The organism is Pedobacter albus (assembly GCF_036324255.1).
GTDB lineage: Bacteria > Bacteroidota > Bacteroidia > Sphingobacteriales > Sphingobacteriaceae > Pedobacter > Pedobacter albus.
This window is the reverse complement of record NZ_JAZDQT010000002.1, coordinates 371,567-390,182: the sequence shown is the minus strand read 5'-3', so window position 1 is coordinate 390,182 and position 18,616 is coordinate 371,567. Positions and strand designations below refer to the sequence as shown.

Annotated in this window: 28 protein-coding genes; 23 read left to right on the top strand and 5 right to left on the bottom strand. The window is 43.4% G+C overall.

Going from position 1 to position 18,616, the window contains the following annotated elements; genetic code table 11:
• Window positions 1–232: 232 nt before the first annotated feature.
• The 4 genes from VRU48_RS11625 to VRU48_RS11610 all read left to right on the top strand — a co-directional run bounded on the left by VRU48_RS11625 (window position 233) and on the right by VRU48_RS11610 (window position 2,430).
• A complete protein-coding gene (locus VRU48_RS11625) occupies window positions 233–949 on the top strand; it encodes a peptidase associated/transthyretin-like domain-containing protein (RefSeq protein ID WP_330108079.1) in 717 nt (238 codons plus the stop codon).
• A 30-nt stretch (window positions 950–979) separates the two neighbouring features.
• The gene (locus tag VRU48_RS11620; RefSeq protein ID WP_330108078.1) at window positions 980–1,714 is read left to right on the top strand and encodes a ThuA domain-containing protein; all 735 of its coding nucleotides are present in this window, start codon (window positions 980–982) and stop codon (window positions 1,712–1,714) included.
• A 140-nt stretch (window positions 1,715–1,854) separates the two neighbouring features.
• Window positions 1,855–2,037 carry a hypothetical protein gene (locus tag VRU48_RS11615; protein WP_330108077.1) on the top strand — a complete coding sequence of 61 codons (183 nt, stop codon included), beginning with the start codon at window positions 1,855–1,857 and terminating at the stop codon, window positions 2,035–2,037.
• 180 nt (window positions 2,038–2,217) lie between these two features.
• Complete coding sequence (locus tag VRU48_RS11610; RefSeq protein ID WP_330108076.1) at window positions 2,218–2,430, top strand: hypothetical protein; 213 nt, start codon at window positions 2,218–2,220, stop codon at window positions 2,428–2,430.
• 59 nt (window positions 2,431–2,489) lie between these two features.
• On the opposite strand, the gene VRU48_RS11605 is transcribed toward VRU48_RS11610, so the two are convergent.
• The gene (locus tag VRU48_RS11605; RefSeq protein WP_330108075.1) at window positions 2,490–2,807 is read right to left on the bottom strand and encodes an MmcQ/YjbR family DNA-binding protein; all 318 of its coding nucleotides are present in this window, start codon (window positions 2,805–2,807) and stop codon (window positions 2,490–2,492) included.
• 72 nt (window positions 2,808–2,879) lie between these two features.
• On the opposite strand from VRU48_RS11605, the gene VRU48_RS11600 reads away from it, so the two are divergent.
• Window positions 2,880–3,083, top strand: a complete 204-nt coding sequence (locus VRU48_RS11600; protein WP_330108074.1) for a hypothetical protein — start codon at window positions 2,880–2,882, stop codon at window positions 3,081–3,083.
• Here VRU48_RS11600 and VRU48_RS11595 read toward each other — a convergent pair.
• Together VRU48_RS11595 and VRU48_RS11590 are read right to left on the bottom strand one after the other, a co-directional pair.
• Window positions 3,080–4,303: an MFS transporter gene (locus VRU48_RS11595; protein WP_330108073.1), complete on the bottom strand. Its 1,224-nt coding sequence runs from the start codon at window positions 4,301–4,303 to the stop codon at window positions 3,080–3,082. The genes VRU48_RS11600 and VRU48_RS11595 overlap by 4 nt on opposite strands.
• Window positions 4,300–4,746 (bottom strand): MarR family winged helix-turn-helix transcriptional regulator, encoded by a 447-nt coding sequence (locus VRU48_RS11590; RefSeq protein ID WP_330108072.1) that lies wholly within the window; start codon window positions 4,744–4,746, stop codon window positions 4,300–4,302. The genes VRU48_RS11595 and VRU48_RS11590 overlap by 4 nt, the downstream gene beginning before the upstream one ends.
• 158 nt (window positions 4,747–4,904) lie before the next feature.
• Here VRU48_RS11590 and VRU48_RS11585 point away from each other — a divergent pair, with 158 nt between their 5' ends.
• The 5 genes from VRU48_RS11585 to rpsJ all read left to right on the top strand — a co-directional run bounded on the left by VRU48_RS11585 (window position 4,905) and on the right by rpsJ (window position 9,357).
• On the top strand, window positions 4,905–5,363 hold the full coding sequence (locus VRU48_RS11585; RefSeq protein ID WP_330108071.1) for a hypothetical protein: 459 nt from the start codon (window positions 4,905–4,907) through the stop codon (window positions 5,361–5,363).
• 440 nt (window positions 5,364–5,803) lie between these two features.
• Window positions 5,804–6,217: a 30S ribosomal protein S12 gene (rpsL, locus tag VRU48_RS11580; RefSeq protein ID WP_109926363.1), complete on the top strand. Its 414-nt coding sequence runs from the start codon at window positions 5,804–5,806 to the stop codon at window positions 6,215–6,217.
• Between the two features lie 16 nt (window positions 6,218–6,233).
• Window positions 6,234–6,701, top strand: coding sequence for a 30S ribosomal protein S7 (gene rpsG / locus VRU48_RS11575; RefSeq protein WP_199141130.1), 468 nt, complete (start codon window positions 6,234–6,236; stop codon window positions 6,699–6,701).
• 104 nt (window positions 6,702–6,805) lie between these two features.
• Window positions 6,806–8,920 carry an elongation factor G gene (gene fusA / locus VRU48_RS11570; RefSeq protein ID WP_330108070.1) on the top strand — a complete coding sequence of 705 codons (2,115 nt, stop codon included), beginning with the start codon at window positions 6,806–6,808 and terminating at the stop codon, window positions 8,918–8,920.
• A 131-nt stretch (window positions 8,921–9,051) separates the two neighbouring features.
• On the top strand, window positions 9,052–9,357 hold the full coding sequence (gene rpsJ, locus VRU48_RS11565; protein ID WP_084237698.1) for a 30S ribosomal protein S10: 306 nt from the start codon (window positions 9,052–9,054) through the stop codon (window positions 9,355–9,357).
• A gap of 75 nt (window positions 9,358–9,432) precedes the next feature.
• On the opposite strand, the gene VRU48_RS11560 is transcribed toward rpsJ, so the two are convergent.
• Complete coding sequence (locus VRU48_RS11560) at window positions 9,433–9,729, bottom strand: hypothetical protein (RefSeq protein WP_330108069.1); 297 nt, start codon at window positions 9,727–9,729, stop codon at window positions 9,433–9,435.
• 191 nt (window positions 9,730–9,920) lie between these two features.
• Here VRU48_RS11560 and VRU48_RS11555 point away from each other — a divergent pair, with 191 nt between their 5' ends.
• Entirely contained in the window at window positions 9,921–11,324 is a 1,404-nt protein-coding gene (locus VRU48_RS11555; protein ID WP_330108068.1) for a S41 family peptidase, read from the top strand.
• 19 nt (window positions 11,325–11,343) lie between these two features.
• Here VRU48_RS11555 and VRU48_RS11550 read toward each other — a convergent pair whose 3' ends face one another.
• Window positions 11,344–12,057 (bottom strand): hypothetical protein, encoded by a 714-nt coding sequence (locus tag VRU48_RS11550; protein ID WP_330108067.1) that lies wholly within the window; start codon window positions 12,055–12,057, stop codon window positions 11,344–11,346.
• Between the two features lie 190 nt (window positions 12,058–12,247).
• On the opposite strand from VRU48_RS11550, the gene VRU48_RS11545 reads away from it, so the two are divergent.
• The 12 genes from VRU48_RS11545 (at window position 12,248) to rpsQ (ending at window position 18,615) form a co-directional block, all read left to right on the top strand.
• Window positions 12,248–13,084, top strand: coding sequence for a sulfite exporter TauE/SafE family protein (locus VRU48_RS11545; RefSeq protein WP_330108066.1), 837 nt, complete (start codon window positions 12,248–12,250; stop codon window positions 13,082–13,084).
• Window positions 13,081–13,476, top strand: coding sequence for a DUF1634 domain-containing protein (locus tag VRU48_RS11540; protein WP_330108065.1), 396 nt, complete (start codon window positions 13,081–13,083; stop codon window positions 13,474–13,476). The genes VRU48_RS11545 and VRU48_RS11540 overlap by 4 nt, the downstream gene beginning before the upstream one ends.
• A gap of 268 nt (window positions 13,477–13,744) precedes the next feature.
• Window positions 13,745–14,362, top strand: a complete 618-nt coding sequence (gene rplC / locus VRU48_RS11535) for a 50S ribosomal protein L3 (protein ID WP_330108064.1) — start codon at window positions 13,745–13,747, stop codon at window positions 14,360–14,362.
• 4 nt (window positions 14,363–14,366) lie between these two features.
• Window positions 14,367–14,996 carry a 50S ribosomal protein L4 gene (gene rplD, locus VRU48_RS11530; protein ID WP_330108063.1) on the top strand — a complete coding sequence of 210 codons (630 nt, stop codon included), beginning with the start codon at window positions 14,367–14,369 and terminating at the stop codon, window positions 14,994–14,996.
• 1 nt (window position 14,997) lies between these two features.
• Complete coding sequence (gene rplW, locus VRU48_RS11525; RefSeq protein ID WP_330108062.1) at window positions 14,998–15,288, top strand: 50S ribosomal protein L23; 291 nt, start codon at window positions 14,998–15,000, stop codon at window positions 15,286–15,288.
• Window positions 15,289–15,311: 23 nt separating this feature from the next.
• Window positions 15,312–16,136 carry a 50S ribosomal protein L2 gene (rplB, locus tag VRU48_RS11520; RefSeq protein WP_199141823.1) on the top strand — a complete coding sequence of 275 codons (825 nt, stop codon included), beginning with the start codon at window positions 15,312–15,314 and terminating at the stop codon, window positions 16,134–16,136.
• Window positions 16,136–16,402, top strand: a complete 267-nt coding sequence (gene rpsS / locus VRU48_RS11515) for a 30S ribosomal protein S19 (protein ID WP_008244581.1) — start codon at window positions 16,136–16,138, stop codon at window positions 16,400–16,402. The genes rplB and rpsS overlap by 1 nt, the downstream gene beginning before the upstream one ends.
• 7 nt (window positions 16,403–16,409) lie before the next feature.
• Complete coding sequence (rplV, locus tag VRU48_RS11510) at window positions 16,410–16,772, top strand: 50S ribosomal protein L22 (RefSeq protein ID WP_199141821.1); 363 nt, start codon at window positions 16,410–16,412, stop codon at window positions 16,770–16,772.
• 5 nt (window positions 16,773–16,777) lie between these two features.
• On the top strand, window positions 16,778–17,605 hold the full coding sequence (gene rpsC, locus VRU48_RS11505) for a 30S ribosomal protein S3 (RefSeq protein WP_199141820.1): 828 nt from the start codon (window positions 16,778–16,780) through the stop codon (window positions 17,603–17,605).
• A gap of 35 nt (window positions 17,606–17,640) precedes the next feature.
• Window positions 17,641–18,063, top strand: a complete 423-nt coding sequence (gene rplP / locus VRU48_RS11500) for a 50S ribosomal protein L16 (protein ID WP_199141819.1) — start codon at window positions 17,641–17,643, stop codon at window positions 18,061–18,063.
• Window positions 18,064–18,136: 73 nt separating this feature from the next.
• Entirely contained in the window at window positions 18,137–18,346 is a 210-nt protein-coding gene (gene rpmC, locus VRU48_RS11495; protein WP_199141818.1) for a 50S ribosomal protein L29, read from the top strand.
• A gap of 14 nt (window positions 18,347–18,360) precedes the next feature.
• Window positions 18,361–18,615 (top strand): 30S ribosomal protein S17, encoded by a 255-nt coding sequence (gene rpsQ / locus VRU48_RS11490; RefSeq protein ID WP_113638059.1) that lies wholly within the window; start codon window positions 18,361–18,363, stop codon window positions 18,613–18,615.
• Window position 18,616 lies beyond the last annotated feature (1 nt).

Genomic DNA, 18,616 nt, shown 5'->3' with positions numbered 1-18,616 from the left:
CAACAGTTTAACAATCCAACAATTTAGCAATTTAACTATTCCCATCCTGTGGAGGGATGCCCGAAGGGCGGGGTGGTTATTGTCGGTCGTCGTAAGCAGTTTTCAGTTAACAGTTGGCAATCAGCAAATCCAACAATTTAACAATGCAGTAATTTTAACAATGCAGCTATTCCCAAATGCTAAAAAATGTTAAAGAAAGTATAGCGCGGTAGCCAGTTTCTATATTTGATAAATGAAGACTAAAATTTTGATGCTGTTGTTGCTGAGTACTTTAGGCATGATGAAGGCAAAGGCCCAAAACCAGCTCAAGGGCGAAGTATTTGCCCAGCCCTCGCGGAAACCCATCAACCAGGCCGAAATCATCAACCTCAATACCAAAGAACAAGCCATCAGCAATGCCAAAGGCGAATTTGTAATCAAAGCGGCTTTAAACGACCTGCTGGTTTTTAAATCGCCAGGTTATAGGCCAGATACGTTGTTGCTCATCAATCTCAAACCGCTCAGAAGATACTTGGCTTTGGAAATCAATACTTTAAATACAGTTTTTGTAAAAGGCATGAGTCTCAGGGAACAATATGCGCAAGATATTAACAGAGGCGAGGCCATCAAACTTAAACAGGGCAGGGGATTGCTGTTTTATCCTTCGGCCTATTTCAGTAGAGAGGGACGTAATGCCCGCAGGTTTAAGCGCATGCTGAAGCAAGAAGAACTGGAATTGCCCATCGACCGGCGTTTTAATGCAAAAACGGTTACCGCTATTTTGCCTATCAGGCAACCTGAGCTCGATGCCTTTTTGGTCATGTACCGACCTAGCCTGAAATTTGTGCGCAGGGCCGATGTAGAAGATTTTAAGTCCTATCTGCTTGATTCCTATCGTAAGTTTAAGCAGCTGCCCCCAGAAAAAAGGATCTTGCCTTCACTTAAATTGCCAACAGATTCATTAAATTAGGTGCTTATTATCAACCTAACTCTACTACTTATGAAAACACCTTTTATCCTTTCCCTGTTGTTTTTAGGCATCATGCTCTCGTTTGGGTTTATGCCCAAGCCTGAAAATGCCAAAAAGCCCGCCGTGCTTGTTTTTTCGCTCACCAAAGGCTACAGGCATGCCTCCATTGCCGATGGCATAGTGGCTATTAAAAAACTAGGCGAAGAAAATAATTTTGATGTCGATACGACCGAAAACGTCAAAGCCTTTAATTTGAAAAACCTGCGCAGGTACAAAACGCTTGTTTTTTTAAGCCCCACCGGCACCAATGTATTTAACGACGAGCAAAAGCAGGCCTTAAAGCAATACATAAATAAAGGAGGCGGTTTTGTGGGCATCCATGCCGCTACCGACTTCAGTTTCGAATGGCCGTGGTACGGACAACTGGTCGGCGGCTTTTTCGATAGCCATCCCAAAGTGCAGCAAGCGAAGCTCCTGCTGGTCGATCCGCAAAACAAAGTGGTTGAAGGCCTGCCTGAAGTTTGGACACATACCGACGAATGGTATAATTTCAAATCGTTCAACAATTCGGTTAAGGTCATTGTAAAGGTCGACGAAACTTCTTACGAGGGCGGAACCATGAAAAACGACCATCCCATTACCTGGTACCACCGCTTTGATGGTGGCAGGGTTTTCTATACCGCCCTGGGGCATACCAAAGAATCGTATAAAGATCCTTTGTTTTTAAAACAGGTATTAGCCGGTATCGAATGGACCATGAAATAAGCTGTTGTGGCCGGCCTTTCTTCGCCGATTTGTAGTTTTTGATTTTTTTTCTCGGGCTTTTGCAAGTTCATTAAATCTTCATATTGTATGCTGACATTAGTATTGTTAAACGATTTTAATAATCACTAAATCATAAAAAAATGAAAGCACTTAAAGTATTAATGATCGCCCTAGTAGCCGCTTTTACCGTAAACACCGTAAGCGCACAAACTGCACCTGCTAAACCAGCTGCCAAAACTGAAAAACCAGCTGCCAAGTCAGAGAAGAAAGCTAAAAAAGGCCACAAAAGACATCATGGCAAAAAAGCCGTGAAAAAATCTTAATCCATTAGATTTTTCGGAAGGTTCTTTGGCCACAGCGCCAGAGAACTTTCTGTTTATCCTTAAAGAGGCATTTTTCGCCTCCAGCAACAATTAATTTTCAACCGCTAAAATATTCATCAAATCTTCATGTTTGGTAAAGACATTAGCAGTATTAATCAAAATCTAAAACAAATAAAACACATGAAAGCAATTAAAGTATTAATGATCGCGCTAGTAGCCGCCTTTACTGTAAACACTGTTAGTGCACAAACTGCACCTGCTAAAACTGCTAAACCAGCAGCCAAAGTAGAAAAACCAGCTAAAGAAGCTAAAAAAGCTGCCGATACCACTGCAAAAAAAGCCAAAAAAGAAGCTAAAGCCGCTAAAAAAGAAGCTAAAAAAGCAGGAAACTAAATAATTAAAGTTTGTTAGTTTGTGAAGCGCCCCGGTTGTTCAACAGCTTGGGCGCTTTTTTATGCCTTGTTCATCACGTTGGCATAAGCCGTTTGCAGGGCATCGGCAAAAAGGTCTATTCGCATCTTCGCCAAACAGAAAGTGGTCATGCCGGCCTGGCCCCATTTATTGGGTACGGGGAAAATGTGTAGGGGATCGAATTTGTGAAACACATCCTGGTCAATCAGCGTAAGCTTTAGGTTGGCCTGGTTTGTTTTGGGGTCGTAGGTGGCAAATATTCTTTTGCCCGCATAAAAAGCCATACGATCGAAATGGGGTTTTTCGAAGGTTTCGGGATAGGCGAGCGCCATTTGCCTCAAGTTTTCAAGACTAACCATAGCAACAGGAATGAAGTTCGGCAAAAGAATTGTAGCTCCAATTGCCAACAATGCCAGCTAAAATAAGCATTTTTGGGAAGCAATTCCCTAACCATGATCAGGATCAACGACGAAACCCCGGAAGAAACGCTTCAAGACATCAAAATTGGCGATATGGTTACCGATGGGTTTAGCAAAACCAGTTTGGTAGAAAGCATCAACATTAGCGACGACGGCCTGTACAAAATCTACGAATTTAACCTGATTACGGGCAGGGTGATTACCACCAAGCGCTAATTGGCCTGATAAATCCCTTTGGCTACCCTGTCTTTGTTGTAAAAGTAATAGCCCGAAATGATCAGGATGGCCAAAATGCCTTCAACAAAAACGATGGTTTGAGCACTGTATAGGTGCGCAAAATAGCCAACCAACAAAGTGCCCAAAGGCAATACACCTTGATAGGCCATTAAATAATAACTGATGGCGCGCCCCCTCAATTCGTTCACAGAATGCGTTTGGATGTAAGTATTGATGGCTGCGGTTTGCATCATCATGCCTACACAAGCCAATCCGGTACTGATCAGGGCAATCCATACACTTGGCGCAACGGCCAGTAAAATCAATCCTGCACCAAATACAAATGCCGACGAAATGACAATCTGTTGCATGTTTTTAGCCGTTCTGAGCGAAGCCATGTAAATAGCGCCAGCCAATGCGCCAAGTCCACCGGCACTTTCAAACCAGCTAAACGTGGTGGCATTACCATTAAATACATCTTTGGCGAAAACAGGCAATAGCGTAGAAAAAGGAATAACCATTAGGCTCGATAAGGCCAGCACGATAATCAGGGAAGAAATATCTGGTGAATCTTCCAGGTAACGATAGCCTTTTTTCAGGCCTGTCCAAACGTCTTCTAGGGCTGTTTCGGTTTTTTTAAGATTGAGTTTCATCAGCAGCAAACAGATGATAACCGGTATAAAACTCAAGAAATTGATAATGAAACAGGCATCTTCGCCATAAGTGCTCAAAATAATGCCCGCCATAGCCGGACCAATTAAACGGGCGGCGTTAAAGGCAGAAGAGTTGAGCGCAACCGCATTGGGCAGATCTTCTTTGTCGTCAACAAACTCTACCACCAGCGATTGCCTTGCGGTGGTTTCGAACGTGGCCACAATACCTTGGATGAGGCTTAAAATGGCAATCATGGTAATATTGTAGTATTTGAACCAAATGAGCAAGGCCAATAAGCCCGCCTGTACCATAAAAATGACCTGACACGTTAAAACTGTTTTGAATTTGTTCCTTTTGTCTACAAAATTACCTGCAATGGGGGCGAGGATGAGTGCCGGAATCAAACTTAAAAAACTAATGAAGCCCAGCATAAAGGCCGATCCCGTAACCCTGTAAATGAGCCAGCTTACCGCCACACGCTGCATCCATGTGCCCACTAAGGAAATAGACTGTCCGGTAAAATGCAAGCGGTAATTGTAGTACTTAAAGGAGCGGAACATGGTCATGGCAATACGGGTTTGGTTTCGGGGGCGGTTATTTTTTCTAATAAGGGAATGAGTTGGGAGAGCAGATCGATTTCTTGGGCTTCCAATCTTTCGTCTATTGCCTTTTTGAGCCATCCGTCTCTAAGGCTTTTGATTTCCGAAAGTTTGGTTTTGCCATAGGCAGAGAGCGTAATAAGCGTTTTGCGCTTGTCGTTTTGGTCGGTAATCCGGTTGATGAAATTGGCCTTGGCCAAATTGTTGAGGCATTGGGAAATGGCCTGGGCCGAAATATGTTCCAGTTCGGCAATGGCCGATGGCAACAGTTCGGTATTTCTGTCCAGGTGGCCAATAATGTTCATTTCGGTAGCAGAAAAGGGAAGGTCGTGCTGCTGCTTTTTGGCTACGCGGGTGATCTTGAAAATCAGGCCCCTTAATTTCGAAACTTCTTGAATTGGAATTGGCATGTACAAAAGTACTAAAGTAAATTAATAAAGTAGCTTTAGTATTTGTAATTATTTTGTCAATGAATCTCGATCCCATTTCAAAATAATTTGTGCTGGATTAAGTAGCGTTTAGGGAGCGGGTTACGTATTGGAAAGGAATAACTTTAAAAACCAAACTCATGAAAAAAATCTTAACTATTGCCGTTGCCTTTGTTTTGGTGCTCTCGTTGGGGGCCTGCAAAAAGAAAGGATTTGAAAACGTAGACAGTATCAGCTATGGCACCTCCTTTGGCATGTGTGCCGGTTATTGCCACAACGAACTTTCGATCAGCGGCAACAAAACCACCATGACCAGACAGCAGAACGGCAACCCTACGGCCACCAAAAAATGCAACAGTTCGGTAAGCGAAAGCGAGGTGAACGAAATCAAAAAACTGCTCAATACCAACGCAGTTTACAAACTGCCCAAAGTAATCGGCTGCCCCGATTGTGCCGATGGCGGTGCCGAATGGGTAAAAATCAAGTCGAATGGCAAGGAATATGAAATCGCATTCGAATATGGGCATGCGCCCGAAGCCTTAAAAGTTGCAGTGGATAAGCTGAAAGCGATTAGTGAAACCTTTAAAGACTGTAAATAGATAGATTGTTCATTGGTTCATTGGCTGATTGGTCATTCTTGCCAATGTTTAATTGCTGCATTGTTAAATTGCCTAGTCGCGCTATTGTTGCGTTGCTGGATTGTTAAATTGTTAAGCGTGGCTTTACTGACCACCCCGCCCTTCGGGCACCCCTCCATGGGAGGGGAATGGTTAACCATGGTCCATAGACGATAGGCTATAGACCATGGACTATTCGACTATAGACTGTTGACTGCAAACCATCAACTATGCGCCACTCTCGCCCCAAACAACCCGTCAGGTTAACCAAAAATTAAGAAATCAGGCATAAATTAAAAAACTCGTGCAAAGCCTTGATTATCACAAAATAAGTTTCTACTTTTGCAGTCCCTTAATGTAGCCTAGTTGTCAACTGGCCATGAGGTATTTAAAATAAAAAACAAAAACACAAAAAGCAGAAAATGCCAACCATTCAACAATTAGTTAGAAAAGGTAGAGTAGCACTGGAGTTCAAGAGTAAGTCTCCAGCGTTGGACAGCTGTCCACAGCGAAGAGGTGTATGTACACGTGTATATACTACTACCCCTAAAAAACCAAACTCAGCAATGCGTAAAGTAGCCCGTGTACGTTTAACCAATGGTAAAGAGGTGAATGCCTACATTCCAGGAGAAGGCCACAACCTGCAAGAGCACTCAATCGTTTTGATCCGTGGTGGTCGTGTTAAGGATTTACCAGGTGTACGTTACCACATCATCCGCGGTGCATTAGATACCTCAGGTGTAGCTGGCCGTAACCAACGTCGTAGTAAATATGGTACTAAGCGCCCTAAACCAGGACAAGCCGCTGCAGCACCAACAAAAGGTAAAAAGAAATAATTAGGAGGAAACAGCAATGAGAAAATCGAAACCAAAAAAGAGAATTATTCTTCCTGATCCTAAATTCAACGATGTTCAGGTAACAAGATTCGTAAACAACATGATGTTCGACGGTAAGAAATCTATCGCTTACTCTATTTTTTACGATGCAGTAGAATTAGCTGAGAAAAAAGCCGGCGAAAATGGTTTAGAAGTATGGAAACGTGCTTTGAGCAATGTAATGCCTTCGGTAGAGGTTAAATCTCGCCGTGTAGGTGGTGCCAACTTCCAGGTGCCAACCGAAGTAAGACCAGACCGTAAAATTGCCTTGGGCATGAAATGGTTGATCTCTTACGCTCGCAAACGTGGCGAAAAAACCATGAAAGAGAAATTAGCAGGCGAAATCGTTTCGGCAGCTAAAGGCGAAGGCGCAGCCGTTAAAAAGAAAGAAGATACGCACAAAATGGCTGAGGCTAACAAAGCGTTCTCACACTTTAGATTTTAATAAAATGATTGAATTTTGAATGATTGAATGATTGAGTTTTGAATGAAGCCATAGGCCCCATTCACTCATTCACTCATTTTCTCATTCATTCATTAATAAAAAAGATGTCAAGAGATTTAAAATTCACAAGAAATATCGGGATTGCTGCTCACATTGATGCGGGTAAAACCACTACAACAGAGCGTATCCTTTATTATGCAGGTGTAAACCACAAAATTGGCGAGGTGCACGAAGGTGCGTCTACCATGGACTGGATGGTACAAGAAGCGGAACGCGGGATAACCATTACTTCTGCAGCTACTACTGTAAACTGGAACTACAGAGGCAACAAATACCACATCAACATTATCGATACCCCAGGACACGTTGACTTTACCGTAGAGGTAAACCGTTCTTTGCGCGTATTGGATGGTTTGGTGTTCTTGTTCTCTGCCGTTGATGGTGTAGAGCCTCAATCAGAAACCAACTGGCGCTTGGCCAACAACTATAACGTAGCCCGTATCGGTTTCGTTAACAAAATGGACCGTTCTGGTGCCGACTTCCTTAAAGTGGTAAAACAAGTGAAGGATATGTTGGGTTCTAACGCCGTTCCTTTGCAGTTGCCAATCGGTGCCGAAGACCAATTCAAAGGCGTAGTTGATTTGATCAACAACCGTGGTATCGTTTGGAACGAGCACGATAAAGGCATGACCTTTACCGAAGTTCCAATTCCTGACGATATGATTGACGAAGTAGCCGAGTGGAGAGAGAAATTGTTGGAATCGGTAGCTGAGTACGATGAGACTTTGATGGAGAAATTCTTCGAAGCCCCAGAAACCATCACCGAGCGCGAAGTATTGGATGCCTTGCGTCAAGCGGTATTGGATGCTAAAATCGTTCCTATGGTTTGCGGTTCATCTTTCAAAAACAAAGGTGTACAAACCATGTTGGACTATGTAATGGAGCTATTGCCTTCGCCTCTTGATTCAGAAGGTGTTCAAGGTACTAACCCTGATACAGGTGCAGAAGTATTGTTGAAACCAGACGTAAAAGAGCCTTTCTCTGCATTGGCTTTCAAAATCGCAACCGACCCATTCGTAGGCCGTTTGTGCTTTATCCGTGTTTACTCAGGTAACCTGGATGCTGGTTCTTACGTGTACAACACCCGTTCGGAAAGCAAAGAGCGTATTTCTCGTATCTTCCAAATGCACGCCAACAAGCAAAACCCTATTCCTAACGTAGGTGCAGGTGATATTGCTGCGGTAGTAGGCTTTAAAGACATCAAAACTGGTGATACCCTTTGCGATGAGAAAAACCCTATCGTTTTGGAATCAATGAACTTCCCTGACCCGGTTATCGGTTTGGCTATCGAGCCTAAAACTCAGGCCGACGTTGATAAATTGGGTATGGCTTTGGGCAAATTGGCCGAAGAAGATCCAACTTTCAAAGTTCAAACAGACGAAGAAACTGGCCAAACCGTAATTTCAGGTATGGGCGAGCTTCACTTAGATATCTTGATCGACCGTTTAAAACGCGAGTTCAAAGTAGAAGTAAACCAAGGTGCACCACAAGTAGCTTACAAAGAGGCTATCACTGGTACTACCCAACACCGCGAAACCTACAAGAAACAAACTGGTGGTCGTGGTAAGTTTGCCGATATCCAAGTGGTGATTTCTCCAATTGATGCCGATTACGAAAAAGGCGGCTTGCAATTCGTAAACGAAATCGTAGGTGGTTCAATTCCTCGCGAATTTATCCCTTCGGTTGAGAAAGGTTTTGCAGCAGCAATGTCGAACGGTGTTTTGGCAGGTTTCCCATTGCCAGATATGAAAGTTCGTTTAATTGATGGTTCATTCCACGCGGTCGATTCAGATGCCTTGTCATTTGAGATCGCTGCACGTCAAGCCTTCCGCGAAGCATTGCCAAAATGTAAGCCGGTATTGATGGAGCCAATCATGAAAATCGAGGTGTTAACCCCAGAAGAAAACATGGGTGATGTAATGGGCGATTTGAACCGTCGTCGTGGCCAGCTGCAAGGTATGGACACTCGTAACGGTGCCCAAGTAATCAAAGCCTTGGTTCCACTTTCTGAAATGTTTGGTTATGTAACCCAATTGCGTACCATTACTTCGGGCCGTGCAACTTCAACCATGGAATTTGACCATTATGAAGCTGCGCCTCGTAACGTACAAGATGAGGTAATTGCCAAATCAAAAGGTAAAGTAAAGTCTAACGACTAATAAGTATAGCGATAGGCGTATAGCGTAGGGCGAAGATTAATCGCGATACGCTATACGCACTACCCTTTACACAAGATAAACCCGGCCTTTGTTATAAATAGCTCTAACACTGGCCTTAATTCAATAAAAACATGAGCCAAAGAATCAGAATCAAATTAAAATCTTACGATTATAACTTGGTAGACAAATCTGCCGAGAAAATCGTAAAAACTGTAAAGCCTACAGGAGCAGTAGTTAGCGGACCTATTCCGTTGCCAACCGAGAAGAAAGTTTTCACTGTTTTGCGTTCACCACACGTAAACAAAAAAGCACGTGAGCAGTTCCAGTTGTGCGCCTATAAACGTCTTTTGGATATTTATAGCTCTAACTCTAAAACCGTAGATGCTTTAATGAAACTTGAATTGCCTAGCGGTGTTGAAGTAGAAATCAAAGTTTAACGATTTTATAGATCAAGAAAAAGCCTCCCGAATTAACTTCCGGAGGCTTTTTATTATTTATTGTTTTTAGCCTTCTTAAGGCTCCATAGGCCTCGGGTCATAATCGTTATTTAAATCATGGCTTTCGCTGCATTCGCGTGTACAGCGACCAATAGCATTTATTCCATACTTTTGCTTGCAATAATCGTCTATAAACATCGAACCGCAGGCATCGTACCAGGTCGATTCTTTTACCACGCCCCAAACTATGCACTCTAGGCATCCTGGACCTGCAGGGCCACCTGGTCCGCCACCCAATACTTTCTTCAGTTGTTTCCGGTCAAGCTGTTCGCCTTTCTTAAGGCTCAAGCCATTTGCATTTGTTTTTTTCATGGTTTGTTATTTAGTTTGATAAACGGTTGGTTCAGTTCTTGGTTTGTGGCCAATTGCTTCATAATAAATCTATTAAACTAAATTTTATTTATGAAAAATCCCGTATGGAATGTAAAAAAATAGAGCATTTGTTTCGCAACAAAAAATAAAGTTTCTTGCAACTTTAAACAGGAGCTTATCGTCATACGTTTATGAAACAGTTATTCACTTCTCTTTTGGTATTTCTTTGCTGCACCAGCGTGTTTGCAAATGGAATAGATACAGCCAAGGCCGAAAAGCGCTTCAGCAAAAAAGAACTGCTCGACGATATGGACTATCTTGTGGCTACCACCAACGAGGTGCATCCCAACATGTACCACAGCATCAGTAAAGCAAAGTACCGGAAGCTCAGGGATAGCTTGGCTAATTTGTTGCACGATGGGATGAGCCCTTTGCAGGCATGGCCGGTGATGGCGCCTTTGGTAGGCTCGCTTAACGAAGGCCATAGCAGCCTTAACCTGCCCGACGAACTATTGGTGAGGCTTAAAGCAAACGAAAACATTTTGTTTCCGGTGGTTTTTAGCGGATTCGACGGCCAAGAGCTGGTGGTACGCGCCGATGTTTCTACTGAGAACAAACTTGTTGTAGGCGATAAGCTAGTTAGCATTAATGGCATAACAGCCGGCAAACTGGTCGATTTGCTGAGCAGGCACATGGGCGGTTTAAAATCGTGGAGGGCAGTAGATGTTTGTCGTGATATGCCTGCCTACTTGGATATTTACGGCATTAAGGGGCCTTATAGGCTCGTATATTTGCACGAAGGCAAAACGATGGAGGCTACTTTGAACCCAATATCGTTGCTTAGCCTGCGCGAGAGGTTGGGCCGTTTGCCGAAAGCACCTAAAAAAACAGATTATGCCTTTGATCGGTTGGCTGATGGAAATGGTTATTTAAAGATCAATTCGCTTACCGCCAAACCAGAAGTTTTCAAATCCTTTCTCGATTCTGCGTTCAGGCAGCTCAAGCAGCAGAGCCCCAAACGACTGATCATCGATCTTCGCTTAAATGGTGGGGGCAACTCGGCCTTGGGCGAAATGTTGTTGGGCTATATCACCGAAAAGCCTTTCAGGATGACTGGTGGGGTAAGGTGGAAAGTGAGCCAAACCTATAAAGCGCAGCTTGACGAACGGATGAAAGGAGAAGGCGCTAAGGAAATGCCATACTATTTTGAAGCAAAAAACGGTACGGTTTTAAAAAGCAGTGCGACAAAGCCACAGCCACCAAGCCACAACGATTTGCTTTACAAAGGCGAAGTATTTGTGCTGATAGGGCCCAAAACCTTTTCGAGTGCCAATATGCTGGCCAATACCATACAGGATTACCATTTAGCTACCTTGGTTGGCGAAGCAACCGGAGAGCCCGCCAATGATTATGGCGAACTAATTTACCTGAAGCTGCCTCATACGGGCTTTACTTTTTCTACCTCCACCAAGCAGTTTGTGAGGGCCAATGGCCAAGCAGATGACCCTCGTCCGGTTTTGCCAAATTATACAGTGAAGGATAACCCGGTTACCCAGGCGGACGAAGTACTGGAATTTGTGTCGAAATTAAAATAAGGCGACTTAAATGGGCAAGCTACAATTTGCCTCTCGATTTCAGTTCTTCCATCGCGTTGCGCTCGTCTTGCAGCTCCCGGGCCAATTTGCGTTCCTTATCGCTGGCCTTGGCTTTGTAGGCCTGGTACTCGGCCGAAACCTCATCGTAGAGCTGGGTGCGGTGCTTGGCTTCCAGAATGTTTTTTGTAGATCGGGCAATCACCACAAATAGTGCAATGGCCAAGATGGCGATTATAGACCAGACGATAATATTATAGGTGCCTTTGGTAAAGGAGATACCCAGGAAGTTGATTTCGTTTACTTTGGCATCGGCATTGTTGAGCGAAGTTTCCTTGCCAGTGATATCGGTTTGCAGGCTGCTGATGGTTTTGGCCTGCTCGGCAATTTTGCTCTTGGCTTTGTTCAGCTCTACGCGTTCCTTGCGTAGGGTATCGCTTACGCTTTGCCATAGCGTGCTTAAACGGTAAGGATTGATCAGTTTATAGCCATTCAGCGATTTCGATCTCGATAGCATGAACTGGTACTGTCCGTGTAAACTGGGGTCTGTATTCTTTGCCGTATCTATTCGGGTATAGCCGGCTGCCGGTTTGGCCGTTTGCAGAGGCGTTTTGGCCGAAGTGGCTTGCGTTTTTGCGGACGCCTGTTGGGCCGTTGCGGGTGCCTGCGCCCACAGGCTTGGGGTAGTTGAGCTTAAAATGAGAACGGCAGCAATAGAAAGTAACCTTTGTTTCATGTCGATAATGTCGTTTTAAGTTTAACAATTATAAACAAAAATTATTGTATTTCCGCTCGTTTATTGCTTGTCGGGCTAAAGAGATTACCGCTCAAATCGCGCTTAAAACCTATAAAATACACCTTTTTTGTAGTCTACTAAATGCAAATATTTTGAAGTTTAACCGTTCAAGGAAAGTATATTTGCCGGCATGACAGTGTTGTTGTTTACCCTGATTGTTTTAGTCGGCGCTTTTTTGGCGGGCCTGTTGGGCTCTTTAACCGGCTTGGGCGGCGGCGTAATTATCATACCCCTGCTTAACCTGGGTCTAGGGGTAGACATCCATTATGCCATTGGCGCTTCGATCATCTCGGTTATTGCCACCTCGTCAGGTTCGGCAGCGGCCTATGTAAAGGAAGGCATTACCAATGTACGTATCGGCATGTTTTTAGAGATTGCCACCACGGCTAGCGCCATCGTAGGGGTAATCATTGCTACGTATATCAAGGCAGACTATATCGTTGTCATTTTCGGGCTTATCCTTTTGTTTTCGGCGGTTATGATGCTGCGCAAAAAGGTAGACCATTCCAATAACGAACAAACCAGCGTATTGGCCAATTACTTTAAGCTCAACGGCAGCTATCCAACCGAAGACGGTGTAAAGCAATATGCGGTTCATCGCGTGCTGGGCGGTTTTGCCATGATGTTTGTTGCGGGTACCTTATCGGGCCTTTTGGGCATCGGTTCGGGTGCCTTAAAGGTAATCGGCATGGACAACATCATGCGCATTCCTTTCAAGGTATCAACCACCACTAGCAATTTTATGATCGGCGTTACGGCAGCGGCCAGTGCATTGGTATATCTGCACAAAGGACAGATTGACCCGATGATAGCCATGCCGGTAACCATTGGCGTCATTACAGGGGCAACGCTGGGCGCGAAGATACTGATCAAGACCAAAACCGATAAACTGAAAGTGGTGTTTGCCATCGTGGTTACGTTTTTGGCCCTGCAAATGATTTATAACGGATTAAGCGGCAAGGCATGAGCAAGGAAGTGAAACACTATTTGGGCGATAAGGATGTGCAGGTCATTCTGGGCACCTTGCTGCGCGTTGGCGTGCTGGTTTCTACTGCCGTGGTTATTTTGGGAGGCATCATCTTTCTTTTTTCGCATAAGGGCCAAACGGTATCGTTCGAAACCTTTAAGCCGGAAGAAGCACGTTTTTCGTCGATTGCCGAAATCTTGAAAGGTCTGAAGACTTTCGATGGTTTGGCCATCATCCAGTTTGGCGTGCTTTTGCTTATTTTTACGCCGATTGCGCGTATTGTTTTTTCCATTTTCAGCTTTCTGATGGAGAAAGACTACATGTATGTGCTCATCGGCACCCTGGTTTTGGTGATTATCATTGCCAGTTTGTATTTGGATATAGCCCATTAAACTGTTGTTTCTGAGCCTACGAACAGAAGCAACCTCTATATAGCAATTATTTTCAGCCATCCTGATTTTTGCAATAAACAGCACAAGGCTATAAAAATCAGGATAGCTTCATCGCCGCTGCAAACAAATTTCAGAAAGATGAAAAAATAATTAGCTAACTATTTGAAAATTAAGAATTCTTTCCTATTTTTGCCGTCCCTTAGCGGGGATGTATCCCACCTTGAACGAAGCCCTACTGCTTCGATGGGTGTTAAATTTAAAATAGAAAATGTCAGGTATTATTGGAAAAAAAGTAGGAATGACCAGTATTTTTGACGCCGACGGAAAGAATATTCCTTGTACGGTGATCGAAGCTGGTCCTTGTGTAGTAACACAGGTGAAAACCGAAGAAAAAGATGGCTATGCGTCAGTTCAGTTAGGATTTGATGAAGCCAAAGAAAAAAACACTACCCAACCTTTAAAAGGTCACTTTGCGAAAGCAAGCACTACCCCAAAACGTAAATTGGTTGAGTTCGGCGAGTTTGAAGAAACTGTTAGCCTGGGCGATACCGTTACGGTAAGCATCTTTAACGAAGGTGATTATGTAGATGTAGTTGGTACTTCAAAAGGTAAAGGTTTTCAAGGCGTAGTTAAACGTCATGGTTTTGGTGGTGTGGGCGGTCAAACTCACGGTCAGCACAACCGTTTGAGAGCGCCAGGTTCATTAGGTGCTTCATCATGGCCTTCACGTGTATTCAAAGGAATGCGCATGGCTGGAAGAACTGGTGGCGACAGAGTAAAAATTCAAAACTTGCAAGTGTTGAAAGTTTATGCTGAGCAAAACCTTGTAGTAGTTAGTGGTTCCGTTCCTGGAGCTAAAGGTTCTTACGTAATCTTAGACAAGTAAGCAGATGGAAGTGAAAGTATTAAACATTTCAGGAAAAGAGACAGGTGCCAAGGTGCAGCTTCCTGAAGCGGTGTTCGGTGTAACTCCGAACGATCACGCGATTTATTTAGATGTGAAACAGTATTTGGCTAACCAACGTCAAGGAACGCACAAATCTAAACAACGTAACGAGATTGCAGGTTCTACCCGTAAACTATACAAGCAAAAAGGTACTGGCGGTGCACGTGCCGGAAGTATCAAATCTCCATTGTTCAATGGTGGTGGCCGTATCTTCGGTCCTCAGCCAAGAGACTACAGCTTCAAATTGAACAAGAAATTGAAATCATTGGCTCGTAAATCGGCCCTTTCTTACAAAGCGCAAGACAACAGCGTGGTGGTATTGGAAGACTTCAATTTCGACAACATCAAAACCAAAAACTATTTGAATTTGGTGAATGCGTTGAATTTGGCTGGAGAGAAAACTTTGTTGGTTTTACCTGCACAAAATAACAATATCTATTTATCAAGCAGAAATATCCAGAAAGCAAAAGTTGTAACTGCTGATCAGTTGAATACTTATGATGTATTGAACGCCAGCAAGCTTTTGTTAACTGCTAACTCGCTTAAAACATTGGAGGAGGCATTTGCCAAGTAATATGGAAATCTTACAAAAACCAATCTTAACCGAAAAAGCATCTGCGTTAACTGAAAAAGCTAACCGTTTTACTTTTAGAGTAGACCACAGAGCTAATAAAATACAGATTAAATCGGCTATCGAGAAAATGTACGGCGTAACGATTGTTGCCCTTAACACCATGATAGTAGATGGCAAAGCCAAATCAAGAAACACCAAAGGTGGTATCGTAACAGGCCGTAGCCCTAAATACAAAAAAGCTATTGTAACCTTGAAAGACGGAGAAACAATAGATTATTACGCGAATATTTAATCAGAATTGAATAATTTATAACTATGGGCTTAAGAAAATTTAAACCAGTTACTCCGGGTACCCGCTTTAGAGTTGGTGCTAGTTTTACGGAGATTACCGCAACCAAGCCCGAAAAATCATTGGTTGTATCTTCTAAGAAATCGGGAGGTCGTAACAATACAGGTAAAATGACAATGCGCTATATCGGCGGTGGTCATAAAAAATCTTTCCGTTTAATCGACTTTAAACGTGATAAATTTGATATCCCTGCTGTTGTAGCTACTATCGAATACGATCCGAACCGTACCGCACGTATCGCCTTGTTGCACTATGTTGATGGAGAGAAGCGCTACATTATTGCACCAGAAGGATTGCAAGTAGGACAAACCGTGCTTTCGGGCGACAAAGCTACTCCAGAAGTAGGCAATACCTTGAAATTGGCTAACATTCCTTTGGGTTCTATTATCCACAATTTGGAAATCCACCCAGGAAAAGGCGCACAATTGGCTCGTAGCGCCGGTGCTTATGCACAATTGGCCGCTAGAGATGGCAAATATGCTACCATTAAAATGCCATCGGGCGAAACCAGGTTGATCTTGGTTACCTGTTTAGCAACCATTGGTACAGTTTCTAACTCAGACCATGCAAACGAAGTACTAGGTAAAGCAGGCCGTAGCCGTTGGATTGGCCGTCGTCCTCGTACACGTCCGGTAGCGATGAACCCTGTAGATCACCCAATGGGTGGTGGTGAGGGTCGCTCATCAGGAGGTCAGCCACGGTCAAGGAATGGTGTTTATTCGAAAGGATACAAAACACGTTCGCTTAAAAAATACTCAAATCGTTTCATCATAGAGAAAAGGAAAAAATAATGGCTCGTTCAATTAAAAAAGGACCTTATATTGACCATAACGTAGAGAAGAAAGTAGTCTCTATGAATGATTCAGGCAAGAAGTCTGTGATCAAAACTTGGTCTCGCAGATCAATGATATCGCCAGATTTCGTAGGTCATACATTTGCAGTACATAACGGAAACAAATTCATTCCGGTATACGTAACAGAAAACATGGTTGGTCACAAGCTGGGAGAGTTTGCTCCAACCAGAACATTTAGGGGTCACTCTGAAAAGAAAAAATAATTAAGAGATGGAAGCAGTAGCGAAATTAAACAATTGCCCAACCTCACCGCGTAAGATGCGTTTGGTTGTAGATCTGATCAGAGGTGAGCGTGTAGAGAAAGCTTTACATATTTTGAAATTCACCAACAAAGATGCCGCAGTAAGAGTTGAGAAGCTTTTATTATCAGCTATCAAAAATTGGGAGTCGAAAAATGAAGGTTCTCGCCCTGAAGAAAACCAGTTATACGTGAAAACGATAATGGTAGGCGGTGGTCGTCAGTTAAAAAGACTAAGACCAGCCCCACAAGGCCGTGGTTATAGAATCCGTAAACGTTCAAACCACGTTACCTTAATAGTAGATAGTAAAAACGTTGAAACTCAAACTAATTAACAGAAATGGGACAAAAAGCACATCCAATAGGTAACAGGTTAGGAATCATCAGAGGCTGGGATTCTAACTGGTTCGGAGGCAACAACTATGCTGATAAATTAGTTGAGGACGAAAAAATAAGAAAATACCTTTCAGCACGTATCGCCAAAGGTGGTGTAGCCAAAGTAGTAATCGAGCGTACCTTAAAACGTATCACCGTTACTATCCACACTGCCCGTCCGGGTATCGTTATTGGTAAAGCAGGCCAAGAGGTTGACAAGATCAAGGAAGAGTTGAAAAAATTGACTAAAAAGGAAATTCAGATCAACATTTTCGAGATCAAACGCCCTGAGCTTGACGCACAATTGGTAGCTGAAGGTGTAGCCAAACAATTAGAAGCTAGGATTTCTTTCCGTAGAGCCATGAAATCAACCATCGCATCAACCATGCGTATGGGTGCCGAAGGGATCAAAATCATGACTTCTGGCCGTTTGGGCGGTGCCGAGATGGCACGTACCGAGCAGTACAAAGAAGGAAGAATTCCTTTGCATACTTTCCGTGCCGATATCGACTATGCATTAGCAGAAGCTTTGACCACTTATGGTAAAATCGGTGTTAAAGTATGGATCTGCAAAGGCGAAGTGTATGGCAAACGCGATCTTTCTCCAAACATCGGCGCTACGAGCAATGCTCCAGGCAAAGGTGGCGAAAGACCACAAGGCAACTTCGGCGGCAGAGATGGCGGCAGAGACAATAGAGGCGGCGACAGAAGGAACGACAAACGCGGTGGCGGTCGTCCGGGTCAAGGCGGAAGAGATAATAAAGGCGGCGGCAACAGAGGCCCACGCAAATAGTTAACCAATCGTTTAACGATAATATTTAAAATAAAATGTTACAGCCAAAAAGAACGAAGTTCAGAAAGATGCAAAAAGGCAGAATGAAAGGTTTAGCAACTCGTGGTGCTGAATTGTCATTCGGATCTTTCGGGATCAAGTCTTTAGAAGCCACTTGGATCACAAGTCGCCAGATAGAGGCAGCCCGTATTGCGGTAACTCGTTTCATGAAACGTGAAGGCCAAGTTTGGATCAGAATTTTCCCGGATAAACCGGTAACAAAGAAACCAGCTGAGGTACGTATGGGTAAAGGTAAAGGTGCGCCTGAATATTGGGTAGCCGTTGTTAGACCCGGACGCATTATTTTTGAGGCAGAAGGCGTGCCTTTGGAAGTTGCCAAAGAAGCCTTGAGACTAGCCGCTCAAAAATTGCCAGTTCAAACCAAGTTTGTAGTACGTAGAGATTACGTAGAAGCATAAAAAAGTTTTGGATCAATGTTGCAAGTGCACTTGTTATTGCAACCGCTAGACCATCACATAAAAATTTAATAAAATGAAAAACTCAGAAATCACAGGGCTTTCAAAAGAAGAATTAGTAGCAAAGATTGCAGAAGAAAAAGAAAACTTAACCAAGTTAAAATTCGCTCACGCAATTTCGGCTATCGAAAACCCTTCTCGTATTAAGAAGGTGAGAAGAGACATAGCCCGATTAAATACTGAATTGGCTAAGCAAAATGCTCAGTCAGCTACTGAAACTAAATAACTTTTAGAGTCGAAATGGAAAGACAATTAAGAAAAACAAGGACCGGGTTGGTGGTAAGCAATAAGATGGATAAATCTGTTGTTGTAGCAGTTGAGCGTAAAGTGAAACACCCGATTTATGGTAAGTTCGTAAAGAAAACTACCAAATTTATGGCTCATGACGAGAAAAACGAATGTGGTATCGGTGATACGGTATTGATCATGGAGACTCGTCCGCTGAGTAAAAACAAGAACTGGAGATTGGTACAAATTTTAGAAAGAGCTAAATAAG